11 protein-coding genes are annotated in these 12,386 nt (G+C 66.6%); 7 read left to right on the top strand and 4 right to left on the bottom strand.

All coding sequences use genetic code 11. The features are described from left to right. Nucleotides 1–27 precede the first annotated feature (27 nt). Together ligA and epmA are read left to right on the top strand one after the other, a co-directional pair. Entirely contained in the window at nt 28–2,412 is a 2,385-nt protein-coding gene (gene ligA, locus ACFPK0_RS06835; RefSeq protein ID WP_377339284.1) for an NAD-dependent DNA ligase LigA, read from the top strand. Further along, entirely contained in the window at nt 2,405–3,373 is a 969-nt protein-coding gene (gene epmA, locus ACFPK0_RS06840; RefSeq protein WP_377339286.1) for an EF-P lysine aminoacylase EpmA, read from the top strand. The genes ligA and epmA overlap by 8 nt, the downstream gene beginning before the upstream one ends. A 48-nt stretch (nt 3,374–3,421) precedes the next feature. Here the strand turns inward: epmA and aqpZ are convergent, their stop codons facing one another. Further along, nucleotides 3,422–4,153, bottom strand: a complete 732-nt coding sequence (aqpZ, locus tag ACFPK0_RS06845; protein WP_056079982.1) for an aquaporin Z — start codon at nt 4,151–4,153, stop codon at nt 3,422–3,424. A gap of 196 nt (nt 4,154–4,349) precedes the next feature. Between aqpZ and ACFPK0_RS06850 the strand changes: the two genes are divergently transcribed. Then, nucleotides 4,350–5,693: an MFS transporter gene (locus ACFPK0_RS06850; RefSeq protein ID WP_056079979.1), complete on the top strand. Its 1,344-nt coding sequence runs from the start codon at nt 4,350–4,352 to the stop codon at nt 5,691–5,693. Here ACFPK0_RS06850 and ACFPK0_RS06855 read toward each other — a convergent pair. Then, nucleotides 5,660–6,343 carry a DUF2461 domain-containing protein gene (locus ACFPK0_RS06855; protein WP_377339290.1) on the bottom strand — a complete coding sequence of 228 codons (684 nt, stop codon included), beginning with the start codon at nt 6,341–6,343 and terminating at the stop codon, nt 5,660–5,662. The two genes, ACFPK0_RS06850 and ACFPK0_RS06855, sit on opposite strands and share 34 nt — an antisense overlap. 44 nt (nt 6,344–6,387) lie before the next feature. Beyond that, the gene (gene sbcB, locus ACFPK0_RS06860) at nt 6,388–7,836 is read right to left on the bottom strand and encodes an exodeoxyribonuclease I (protein WP_377339292.1); all 1,449 of its coding nucleotides are present in this window, start codon (nt 7,834–7,836) and stop codon (nt 6,388–6,390) included. Between the two features lie 75 nt (nt 7,837–7,911). Between sbcB and orn the strand changes: the two genes are divergently transcribed. The 4 genes from orn to ACFPK0_RS06880 all read left to right on the top strand — a co-directional run bounded on the left by orn (nt 7,912) and on the right by ACFPK0_RS06880 (nt 11,839). Continuing rightward, a complete protein-coding gene (gene orn, locus ACFPK0_RS06865) occupies nt 7,912–8,478 on the top strand; it encodes an oligoribonuclease (protein ID WP_056079971.1) in 567 nt (188 codons plus the stop codon). A 36-nt stretch (nt 8,479–8,514) separates the two neighbouring features. Continuing rightward, nucleotides 8,515–9,423 (top strand): dihydropteroate synthase, encoded by a 909-nt coding sequence (gene folP / locus ACFPK0_RS06870; RefSeq protein ID WP_200946321.1) that lies wholly within the window; start codon nt 8,515–8,517, stop codon nt 9,421–9,423. Between the two features lie 52 nt (nt 9,424–9,475). Next, a complete protein-coding gene (gene glmM, locus ACFPK0_RS06875; RefSeq protein WP_377339295.1) occupies nt 9,476–10,828 on the top strand; it encodes a phosphoglucosamine mutase in 1,353 nt (450 codons plus the stop codon). Between the two features lie 72 nt (nt 10,829–10,900). Continuing rightward, nucleotides 10,901–11,839, top strand: a complete 939-nt coding sequence (locus ACFPK0_RS06880; protein ID WP_377339297.1) for an isopenicillin N synthase family dioxygenase — start codon at nt 10,901–10,903, stop codon at nt 11,837–11,839. A gap of 4 nt (nt 11,840–11,843) precedes the next feature. On the opposite strand, the gene smpB is transcribed toward ACFPK0_RS06880, so the two are convergent. Continuing rightward, nucleotides 11,844–12,332 carry an SsrA-binding protein SmpB gene (gene smpB, locus ACFPK0_RS06885; protein WP_056604477.1) on the bottom strand — a complete coding sequence of 163 codons (489 nt, stop codon included), beginning with the start codon at nt 12,330–12,332 and terminating at the stop codon, nt 11,844–11,846. Nucleotides 12,333–12,386 lie beyond the last annotated feature (54 nt).

Genomic DNA, 12,386 nt, shown 5'->3' on the forward strand with positions numbered 1-12,386 from the left:
TAAAATGCGCGGGACATGGAGACGCGCATGACCGAACCCTCGCCCCCGTCTGAAGCCATCGCCCGCGCCGCCACCTTGCGGGCGGCGATCGAGCAGGCCAACTACCGCTACCACGTCCTCGACGACCCGGACATCACCGACGCCGACTACGACCGGCTGATGCGGGAACTGGAAGCGCTGGAAGCCGCACACCCCGCACTGGCCTCGACCAGCTCGCCCACGCGCACCGTGGGCGCTCGGGCGCACGGCGGTTTTGCCGAAGTGCGCCACGCCATCCCGATGCTGTCGCTGGGCAATGCGTTCGAAGAGGCCGGCGATACCGAACGCGAACGCTTCCACGAGATCGCCGAATTCGAGCGACGCATCGAGCAGACGCTGGATCGCTGCGCGCCGGTATTTTCGGTGGAACCCAAGCTGGACGGCCTGGCCATCAGCCTGCGCTACGAGCACGGCGTGTTCGTGCAGGGCGCCACCCGCGGCGACGGCGAAACCGGCGAGGACGTGACCGCGAACCTGCGCACGGTGCGCGCCATCCCGCTGAAAATGCGCGGCGAGGGCTGGCCCGACGTGCTCGAAGTACGCGGTGAAGTGATCATGCTGCGCAAGGATTTCGAGGCCTTCAACGACTACGCCCGCAAGCATGGCGAAAAGCCGCTGGCCAACCCGCGCAACGGCGCCGCCGGTTCGCTGCGCCAGCTCGACCCCGCGATCACGGCGAAGCGGCGGCTGAGCTTCTTCGCCTACGCCATCGGCGTGGTCGAGGGCGGTGAGCTGCCGCCCACCCATTCGGCCACTTTGCAGCAGTTGCGCGAGTGGGGTTTTCCGGTATCGCCCGAGGTGGCTACGGCGCGCGGTTTCGATGGCCTGATCGCCTATTTCCAGCGCATCGGCGCAAGGCGTGACAGTTTGCCGTACGACATCGACGGCGTGGTCTACAAGCTGGACGACTATGCCGGTCAGCGCGAGATGGGCTTCGTGTCGCGGGCACCGCGCTGGGCCATCGCGCACAAATTCCCCGCGCAGGAGCAGACCACGCGGTTGCTCGACATCGAAATCCAGATCGGCCGCACTGGCGCGGCAACCCCGCGTGCACGGATGGAGCCGGTGCAGGTGGCCGGCGTCACCGTGACCTACGCCACCTTGCACAATGCCGATCAGGTCGCGCGGCTCGACGCGCGCGTAGGCGACACCGTGATCGTGCGCCGCGCGGGCGACGTGATCCCCGAAGTGGTGCGCGTCGTGACTGATCAACGCCCGGCGGACACCGTGCCCTGGACCATGCCGGCGCATTGTCCGGTGTGCGGCTCCGCATTGATGCGCGAGGAGGGCGCCGCGGCCTGGCGTTGTTCCGGTGGACTGGTATGCGGCGCCCAGCGCACGGAGGCGTTGATCCACTTCGCCTCGCGCCGCGCGATGGACATCGAAGGTCTTGGCCAGCGCTTCGCCGAGGCGCTGGTGGAACTGGACATCGTGCATACGCCGGCCGATCTGTACGCGCTCACCGTCGAAGGCTTCGTGGCCATGAAACAGGCGCTCGACGAGCGCGACGGCACCACGCCCGAAACGGTCAAGGCCGGCAAGGTGGCGACGCGCTGGGCCGAAAACCTGGTCGCCGGCATCGAGGCCAGCAAGCAGACCACGCTGGCCCGCTTCCTGTTCGCGCTGGGCATCATGCACATCGGCGAAAGCACCGCCAAGACACTGGCCAGCTGGCTGGGCCGGCTGGAGTTCGTGCGCAGCATGCCGGCCAGCGTGCTGCGCGTGCTGCCGGATGTGGGCGACGAAGTGGCTGCCTCCATCGCTGGTTTCTTTGCGCAGGAGGGCAACCAGCAGGTGGTTGATGACCTGCTGGCCGCCGGCATCGTGTTCAGCGATGAAGCGGCGCCGTCACCGCTGCTGCGCGAGCGGCTGGATCTGGGTGTATTGCTGGGCCTGACCGGCGTCAGCAAGCTCGGCCCCAAGAGCTGTCGCGTGCTGGCCGAACATTTCCCCAGCGTCGACAAATTGCTGGCCGGCGGCGTTGCCCACTGGATCACGGCCGGCGTGCCGCAAGCCGCCGCCACCGCCCTGGACAACCATCTCGCCGACCCATCGGCGCTGGCCACCCTGCGCGAGACGGAAACGGCCATGCGGCGTTTGCTGGATGCCATCCCCGCCACGGCCGCCGTCGCTCGCGCCCCGCTGGACGGCCAGACCTTCGTGCTTACTGGCACTCTGGCTTCGCTCACCCGCGAGGACGCCAAGGCCCGCCTGGAAGCGCTGGGGGCGAAGGTCTCCGGTTCGGTGTCGAAGAAAACCAGCGTGGTGGTCGCCGGCGAAGCGGCGGGATCGAAGCTGGACAAGGCGCAGGAGCTGGGCGTGCCGGTATGGGACGAGGCGCAACTGCTGGCGTTGCTGACAACGCATGAGTGACGAAACGAAGAGCGTGCTTCTGCCGTCCCTGCATCTGCGTGCGCGCCTCTATGCCCTGGTTCGCTCGTTTTTCGCCGATCGCCACGTGCTGGAAGTGGAAACGCCGATCCTCTCCGCCGCCGGCAACACCGAACCGAACATCGAGAGCTTCACCACGCATTTCAGCGGCCACGTGGACGCCGGCGCACGCGAACGCTGGCTGCGGACCTCACCCGAATACCCGTTGAAACGGTTGCTGGCGGCGGGCGTCGGCGATTGCTACGAGCTGGGCCGGGTGTTTCGCAATGGCGAGGCCGGCGGGCGGCACAATCCCGAGTTCACCATGCTGGAGTGGTACCGGGTGGGCTGGGATCACCATCGGTTGATGGAGGAAACCATCGCGCTGGTGCAGGCGGCGTTGGCGATGGCGGGCAAGCGCGCTGATGTGTTGGTGACGACGTACCGGCAATTGTTTCTGGACGCGTTGGCCATCGATCCCGACCAGGCCACTGTGGAAACATTGCGTGCGCCGCTGGCCGAGTTCGGCATCGATCCCGACGGCCTGATGCGCGATGACTGGCTCGATCTGCTGATCACCCATCGAATGCAGCCGACATTCCCGACCGATCGCATCACGGTGATCCACGATTACCCGGCCAGCCAGTGCGCGCTGGCCCGGATCCGACCCGGCGAGCCGCCGCTGGCCGAACGTTTTGAGCTGTACCTGGGGCGCTACGAACTGGCCAACGGCTATCACGAACTGAATGACGCGACTGAGCAGCGCGGGCGTTTCGAGCGCGACAACACGGTGCGCCGCAAACGTGGCGCGCGGGAGGTACCGCTCGATGAAAAGCTGCTGGCCGTACTTGGCGCCATGCCCGACTGCGCGGGCGTGGCCCTCGGCGTCGAGCGCCTGCTGATGTGTCTTGCCGGCACCGACGCGATCGCCGACGTGCTGGCGTTCCCGTTCGCCGACGCTTGAGCGCATGACGCGCGGCCCATGGGCTGCGCGTCGTGCGCCCGGATCAACTCAGACCGTATCGCCCTTGATGTCCGGCAGGGCGTCCCGATCGCTCCACAGATAACGGTAGATCAGCCCGCCGATGATGCCGCCGATGATGGGCATCACCCAGAAGAACCACAGCTGGTGCACGGCCCAGTCGCCCTGGAAGAACGCCACGCCGGTGGAGCGCGCCGGGTTTACCGAGGTGTTGGTGACCGGGATGCTGATCAGGTGGATCAGGGTCAGCGCCAGGCCGATCGCGATGCCGGCAAAACCCACCGGTGCACTCCGGTGCGTTGCGCCCATGATGATGAAGATGAAGAAACCGGTCATCACCAGTTCGCACAGCGCGGCCGCGCCCATCGAATAGCCGCCCGGCGAATGCGCGCCGAAGCCATTGGAAGCAAAACCGCTGGCCGCGGCATCGAAGCCGGGCTTGCCCGAGGCGATCACGTACAGGACCAGCCCCGCGAGGAGGCCGCCGAGTACCTGCGCCACGATGTACGGGATCACTTCCTTCAGCGGAAACCGGCCGCCGGCGGCGAGGCCGCAGGTCACCGCCGGATTGATGTGGCAGCCGGAAATATGGCCGATGGCGTAACACATGGTCAGCAAGGTCAGGCCAAACGCCAGTGCCACACCGGCGAAGCCGATACCCAGTTGGGGAAACCCGGCAGCCAGCACCGCACTGCCACAACCACCCAGAACCAACCAGAACGTACCGAAGAATTCGGCCGTCATACGTTTGCCCATGTTCATTGAAATGCTCCTTGCAACGGTGTGAAAGGAAAAGCCCGGTCAACGTGAACCATCAGGCGCCGCTGCTCCCCAAGCCTTGGTCGGCGGCGACCAGAGCGTAGCAAATCAACTTGCGTGGGGTGCCGCGATCCATCACCGAGCTCGGATATTCTTGCTCATCTTGCGCGACGCCCCGCCGGGTATCAGGTGCTGATTGATGGCAACAAAACCTCCCGAATTCTTCCGCGACCCTGGCGCCGACCGGACTCTTGATCGCCGTGACATCCGCACGCTGGGCCTGTCGGCGCTGGGCGGTGCGCTGGAGTTCTACGATTTCGTGGTGTTCGTGTTTTTCGCGATTCCCCTCGGTCATCTGTTCTTTCCCCCTGCAACGGCGCCCTGGCTGGCGCAGTTGCAGGTATTCGGCATCTTCGCGGCCGGCTACCTGGCGCGGCCGCTGGGCGGCATCGTGATGGCGCATTACGGCGACACGCTGGGGCGCAAGAGGATGTTCATGCTCAGCGTGTTCCTGATGGCGGTGCCCACGCTGTGCATCGGCCTGCTGCCGGTGTACGCGCAGATCGGCATGCTGGCGCCGTTGCTGTTGCTGCTGCTGCGGGTGGTGCAAGGCATTGCGGTGGGGGGCGAGGTGCCCGGTGCGTGGGTGTTCGTGGCTGAGCATGTACCGCCGCGGCGGACCGGATTCGCCTGCGCCAGTCTTACCTCGGGGCTGACCGTCGGCATCCTGATCGGTTCGCTGATCGCGGCATCGATCAACCGCGGCATGACGCCGGCGCAGGTACTCGACTATGGCTGGCGATTGCCGTTCCTGATCGGCGGTGTGTTCGGCCTGCTTGCAGTCTGGTTGCGCCGATGGCTCAGCGAGACGCCCGTGTTCGAGGCGATGCAGGCACGCAAGGAACTGGTTTCCGGCCTGCCACTGAAGCGGGTGCTGGAGCGGCATTTGCCCGGCGTGCTGCTGTCGATGCTGGTGACCTGGATGCTCACGGCGGCGATCGTGGTGGTGATCCTGATGACGCCATCGCTGGCGCAGTCGGCCTTCCATATCGCGCCGGCGCGCGCCTTCCTGGGCAACAGCGTGGCCTCGTTCGCGCTGGCGCTGGGTTGCCTGTTTCACGGCTGGCTGGCCGATCGCGTCGGGTATGCGCGCGCCCTGCTGCCGGGGGCGATCGGATTGCTGCTGAGCAATTATGTGCTGTACCTGGATCTGCAGGCGGGCGGCGCGCATTTCATCGCGCTGTATGCGCTGGCCGGTTTCGCCGTGGGCGTGGTGGGCGTGGTGCCGGCGGTGATGGTGGCGGCGTTTCCGCCGGCCGTGCGTTTTTCGGGCCTGTCGTTTTCGTACAACATCGCCTATGCGCTGTTCGGCGGGCTGACGCCGCCGCTGATCGGTTTGCTGGTGCGCCACGCCGGGGTGCTGGCGCCGGCGCATTACGTGGCGTTCACCGCGTTGATCGGTGCGGCCGTGGCGCTATGGCTGCTGGCCCGGGGCAGCGCCATGGCGGTTCAGAATTCCAGTTCCTGCGCGGCGCAAAGGTAGTCGACCAGCGGCGCGACCTGCTTGAAGGTGGCGACCGTCCAGGGCAGCAGTTCGCTGGAGCAGGCCAGTTCCTCGCTGAAGGGCGCGGAGGCGATGAAATCCTTGCGCTTCAGGTCGTCGATCAACTCGTGCGTGGGGTCGTAGCCGCGTGGCGGCCGGATCAGCGATTCGCCGCCCAGTTGCAGATCGCCAAATGCCTTGCCCCGCGTGGCGCGTTTCCATGCTGCCGGGTTGTCGACCAGAAACCCGCGGATGTGCTTCAGCGCATCCGGTTCGGGGTGCCACATGCCGCCGCCGGCGAAGCAGTCGCCCGGCTCGATGTGCAGGTAGAAGCCCGGCGCCTGGATTTCGTGGCGGCGCACGTGGAAGAAGCGCGAGCCTTGCCAGGGTTTGTACGGCAGCTTGTTGTTGGAATAGCGGGTGTCGCGATAGATGCGGTACAGCGAGCCGCCGTTCTTGCGCGGATCGGCGCGGTAGTGCTCGCTGATGGCCGCCAGCGGTTGCTGCATGTCGGTGATCAGTTGCAGGAACGGCTCGCGCACGTGGCGTTCGTAGTCGTCCTTGTGCTCGTGAAACCAGGAACGTTCGTTGTGACGGTCGAGCGCGCGCAGGAAGCGGAAGGTGGCGGGGGTGAAATAGCTTGTGGGCATGGCGTTTCGTTGGGGAGAGTGAGTCGCGGTCGGGCAGATAGGAATCAGGCAGACAGCGGCAAGTCGAGGGCAAGCTGTTCGCCCCAGGCCTGCAACTGGTCGATCAGGGCCAATTTGCCTTGGGCGGCAGGGTCGGCCCGCAGTTCGGCCAGACGCGCGAAGTAATCGTCGAGGGTCAAACCGGTCAGCGCGGTATGGCGGGTGAGCCGGTCGCGGCAGAACTGCCGCCAGCGCTCGCGCTCGTCCGCACCCAGCGTGTCCGGCCAGTTGCGGGCGCGGTAGCGGAACAGCAGCTCCGGGTAGCGCGCATCGCGAAACGGGAATGCGCGCTCGCCCAACTGTTCCGGTGGCGTGGCGCGCACCTGGGCCAGCAGGCGCTTGTCGGCATCGGGAAGGAAGCCGCCGCCGTACAGGGCAAGCTCGGGGTCTTCCGGCGGTGGCAACGCGCTGGCGCGCTGGAATACGCGGCGCAACTTTTCCGCCAACCCGTCCACCGCGTGCAGGACGTCGCGGTGGGCCAGGCAGCGATCGACGTCCAGTTGCAGCCGCGCCGTGTCCACGCTCTGCAAGACAGATAGCGGCGCCAGCGCGGGCGCGTGGTTGGCGCGGACGGTACGCAGCGGGATGCGCTCGATGCCTTCGGGCAGGTCGGCGCGGGCGGTGAAGATGCGGTCGGCGATGTCGTCCTCGTCCAGCGCCAGCCATTCGGCCGGGTCGGTGGAAAGGTCGTACACGATGATCTCGCCGGCACGCGTCGGATGCGTCGCCAACGGCACGATCAGCGCCAGGCAATGCCGGTTGGCGGGGTAGCGCGAGGACACGTGCACCATCGGCGTGCGGTTCACCACGTCGAGCAGCTCGAACACCTTCTGCTTGCGGCGCAGGGCGTAATACCAGTCCCATAGCCGCGGCTGGCGTACGCGGATCAGCCGCGCCAAGTCGATCAGTGCGTAGACGTCGGACAACGCGTCGTGCGCACGTTCCTGTTTCAACTGGTTGGCCTGGGCCAGGTGCTCCAGCTTGAAACTGGGCGAGCCGTCCTCGCGGGTCGGCCACACGATGCCTTCCGGCCGCAGCGCCTGGCACAGGCGCACCAGGTCGATCAGGTCCCAGCGTGAGTTGCCGTTTTCCCATTCCCGCCCATACGGCTCGTAGAAATTGCGGTACAGCATCTGTCGCGTGATCTCGTCATCGAAGCGCAGCGAGTTGTAGCCCACGCCGCAGGTCCCGGGCTGGGCCAGCTGCTCGTGCACACGGGCGGCAAACTCGGCCTCGATCACACCCTCGTGCTCAGCCAGCTGGGGCGTGATGCCGGTGATCATGCATGCGTCGGGATGGGGCGGCATTTCCCGCGGCGGCTTGCCGTAGAACATCACCGGCTCGCCGATGACCTCCAGCTCCAGCGTGGTGCGGATACCGGCGAACTGCACCGGCCGGTCGCGCCGCGGGTCGGCGCCGAAGGTCTCGTAGTCGTGCCAGAAAAAGGTCTGCATGGATGAATCATCTCACGCGCCGATCACGGGCAAGCGGAGGCAAGGCTGATAAACTGGCGCTCCCAAGGAGGACCCATGAGCCAAGCCAACGACGAGAACCTGATCTGGATCGATCTGGAGATGACCGGCCTCGACACCGACAACGACTCCATCCTGGAGATCGCCACGGTGGTTACCGACAAGGATTTGAACGTGCTGGCCGATGGCCCGGTGTTCGCCATCCGCCACGAGATCGACCAGCTGGAATCGATGGACAGCTGGAACCGGAACCAGCATCACAAATCCGGTTTGTGGCGGCAGGTGCTGATTTCCGAAACCGACCACGCCATGGCCGAGCAGGCCACGGTGGATTTCCTGCGCGCCTGGGTGCCGCCGGGCAAGTCGCCGATGTGCGGCAACTCCATCTGCCAGGACCGCCGCTTCATGCATCGCGAGATGCCGCGGCTGGAGCGCTACTTCCATTACCGCAACCTGGACGTGTCCACGCTGAAGGAGCTGGCGCGGCGCTGGGCGCCCGATATCGCCAAGAGTTTCGGCAAGGAATCGGCGCACACGGCGCTGTCCGACATCCGCGACTCCATCAGCGAACTGCGCCACTATCGCCAGTTCATGGGCCAGCTGGGCGGGCTGCACACGCCGTGACGTCGCCCCGGCGCGGCGTCACCACGAGGTAATTGCATGTCGATGGATCTGCTGGCGCCCGTACTCGATTGCCACGGCCGGCCACTGCGGCTGGATCGCCCACGCGTGGTGGGCATTCTCAACCTCACCCCCGATTCGTTCTCCGACGGTGGCAGCCACGACAGCGTGGACGCTGCCGTGGCGCACGCGCTGCAGATGGTGGAGGAGGGCGCCGACATGATCGATGTGGGCGGCGAATCCACCCGTCCGGGCGCGGCCGATGTGCCGGTGGACGAGGAGCTGCACCGCGTCATCGCGGTGATCGAACAACTGGCCTCGCGCAGCGAGGTGCCCATCGCCATCGACACGTCCAAGCCCGAGGTGATGCGCGCGGCGGTAGCCGCCGGCGCGGGCATGATCAACGACGTCTACGCGCTGCGCCGCGAGGGCGCGATGGAAGCCGTCGCCGAGCTGCGCGTGCCGGTGTGCCTGATGCACATGCAGGGCGAGCCGCGCAGCATGCAGGACGCGCCGCATTACGACGACGTGGTCGGCGAGGTGCATCGCTTCCTCACCGACCGGCTGTTCGCCTGCGAGCTGGCCGGTATCGAGCGCAGGAACGTGATGGTCGACCCGGGTTTCTGCTTCGGCAAGACGCTGGAGCACAACCTGGCGCTGCTGGCCGCGCTGGATCGCTTCACCTCGCTGGGCAGCGGCGTGTACGCGGGCTTGTCGCGCAAGTCGATGATCGGCACGCTGACCGGGCGGCAGGTACCCGCCGAGCGCGTGGCCGGCTCGGTCGCCGCCGCGTTGATCGCGGTACAGCGCGGCGCGCGCATGGTGCGCGTTCATGATGTGGCTGCCACGGTGGATGCGCTGGCGGTGTGGCAGCCGGTGCAGGCGTTGGACGCGGCGCCGCGCCGCGAGGAAAAGAGCGCGATGCCGCGCTGGCCCGACGACGATTGATCCATCCACTTCTTCCGCCGGCCGGATGGCCGGGAATGGACAAGGAAACCCCATGACGCAACGCAAGTATTTCGGCACCGACGGTATCCGCGGCATGGTGGGTGAGTGGCCGATCAGCGCGGATTTCATGCTACGCCTGGGACGCGCCGCCGGCAGCGTGCTGGCGCGCAACAGCAAGGGCCGCCCGCTGGTCCTGATCGGCAAGGACACGCGCGTGTCCGGCTACATGTTCGAGTCGGCGCTGGAGGCGGGCCTGGTGGCCGCGGGCGTCGACGTGGGCCTGCTCGGCCCGATCCCCACGCCCGCGGTGGCGTTTCTCACCCGCTCGATGCGCGCCAGCGCCGGCATCGTGATCAGCGCCTCGCACAACCCGCACCACGACAACGGCATCAAGTTCTTCTCCGCCGACGGCGAGAAGCTGTCCGACGAGGTGGAGCTGGCGATCGAGCAGGAAGTGGATGCCGACTTCGTCACCGTGGCGTCGGAGAAGCTGGGCAAGGCCAGCCGCCTCACCGATGTGGTGGCGCGCTACACCGAATTCTGCAAGGCCACCGTGCCCGAGGATTTCAGCCTGCGCGGGCTGAAGCTGGTGCTCGATTGCGCCCACGGCGCGACGTACCAGGTGGCACCGCGCGTCTTTGCCGAGCTGGGCGCCGAGGTGGTGTCCATCGGCGACAAGCCCGACGGCTTCAACATCAACCATGGCGTGGGTAGCACCCACCCGCAGGCGCTGCAGCAGGCGGTGCTTGAGCATCACGCCGACATCGGCATCGGCTTCGATGGCGATGGCGATCGCGTGGTGCTGGTCGACCGCCACGGCGCGCTGGCCGACGGCGACGACATCCTTTATGTGCTGGCCCACAGCCTGCATCGGCGCGGCCTGCTGCGCGGCCCGGTGGTGGGCACCTTGATGAGCAACTACGGCCTGGAGCTGGCGCTGGCGGACATCGATGTACCGCTGATCCGCGCCAATGTGGGCGACCGCTACGTGATGCAGCAACTCAAGCAGCACCAGGGCATGCTCGGCGGTGAAACCTCCGGCCACATCCTGTGCCTGGACCGCGCCACCACCGGCGACGGCATCGTCTCGGCCCTGGCCGTGATGGAAGCGCTGGGGGAAACCGGCCAGGACCTGGCCGGCGCCCGCGCGGGGCTGAAAAAACTGCCGCAAGTGATGCTGAACGTGCGCGCCAACGGTGCCCGCGAGTCCCTGGACAGTGTCGAGGTGCGCCAGGCGCAGGCCGAGGTGGAAGACGTGCTGCGCGGTCGCGGCCGGGTGGTTTTGCGTGCGTCGGGTACCGAGCCGCTGGTGCGCGTCACCATCGAGGGCGCCGACGCCGACGAGGTGCAATCGTTGGCGGAGAAGCTGGCGGGGATAGTAAAATCGGTGGCCGAACGTTCGTGAACCTGTAGTTGTACGGGTCGCCATGGTAGGCCCGACGTGCACCGCCCATGCGGGCCCAACTGGACTACAGCCATGCAACACGTTCCCACCCTCGATATCCGCCGCTACGACAGCGACCGCGACGCCTTCGTCGCCGAACTGGGCGCGGCGTATCGCGAATTCGGCTTCTGCTGCATCAGCGGCCACGGCATCGCCCGCGAGCTGATCGACGGCTCCTACGACGCGTTCCAGCGCTTCTTCGCGCTGCCTGCCGAAGCCAAGCTGAAGTACCACATCCCCGGCAGCGGCGGCGCGCGCGGCTACACGCCGTTCAAGGTGGAAACGGCCAAGGACAGCCAGTACGCCGACCTCAAGGAGTTCTGGCACATCGGTCGCGAGATCCCGCGCGATTCGAAGTTCGCCGACGTGATGCCGCCGAATGTATGGCCGGCCGAGGTGCCGGATTTCAAGCGCTGGGGCTACGGCCTGTACCGGGCGCTGGACGATCTCGGCAGCCGCGTGCTGCGCGCGCTGGCGCTGCACATCGAGCAGCCTGAAAACTTCTTCGAGGACAAGACCGACGTCGGCAATTCGATCCTGCGCCCGATCCACTATCCGCCGATCGACGACACCATCGACATCCCCAACGTGCGCGCCGGCGCGCATGAGGACATCAACCTGATCACCTTGCTGGTCGGCGCCAGCGCCGAGGGGCTGGAAGTGCTGAGCCACGGCAAGTGGCTGCCGATCACCACCGAGGGCGACGCCATCGTGGTGAACATCGGCGACATGCTGCAGCGGCTGACCAACCACGTGTTTCCGTCCACCTCGCACCGGGTGGTCAATCCGCCGAACGAGAATGCGCGCAAGCCGCGCTATTCGGTGCCGTTCTTCCTGCACCCGAACCCGGACGTGGTGCTCGATCCGCTGGCGTCATGCATCACGCCGGACAACCCGCGCCGCTATGACACCTCGATCACCGCGCACGAGTACCTCATGCAGCGGCTGCGCGAGATCAAGCTGATCGGCTGAGCCCTCAGGCGCGGTTGTGCGAGCGCATGGTGCGCTGCTTCTCGATCTGCCAGTCGCGCTGTTTCTCGGTGTCGCGCTTGTCGTGCTCCTGCTTGCCGCGGGCCAGGCCGATTTCCACCTTCACCTTGTTGCCCTTCCAGTACATCGCGGTGGGCACCAGGGTGTAGCCCTTGCGCTCGACGGCGCCGACCAGTTGGTCGATCTCCTTGCGATGCAGCAGCAGCTTGCGGGTGCGCCGATCCTCGGCGATGACGTGGGTGGACGCGCTGATCAACGGTGGAATCGAGGCGCCGACCAGGAAGATCTCGTTTTTCAGCACCACCGCGTAGCTGTCACCGAAGTTGATCCGGCCGGCGCGCAATGCCTTCAGCTCCCAACCCAGCAAGGCCACGCCGCACTCGAAGCGCTGGTCGATGTGGTACTCGAAGCGCGCGCGTTTGTTGAGCGCGATGGTGCCGCTGCCCTTGGTGTCCTTGTCCTTCGTTTTGGCCATGTCCGTTAAACTCTCGCCTTTCGGCCCTGCTGTTGACGCGACCGCGGAAGGGGC

The sequence above is a fragment of the Rhodanobacter ginsenosidimutans genome (assembly GCF_042655685.1).
Lineage (GTDB): Bacteria > Pseudomonadota > Gammaproteobacteria > Xanthomonadales > Rhodanobacteraceae > Rhodanobacter > Rhodanobacter ginsenosidimutans.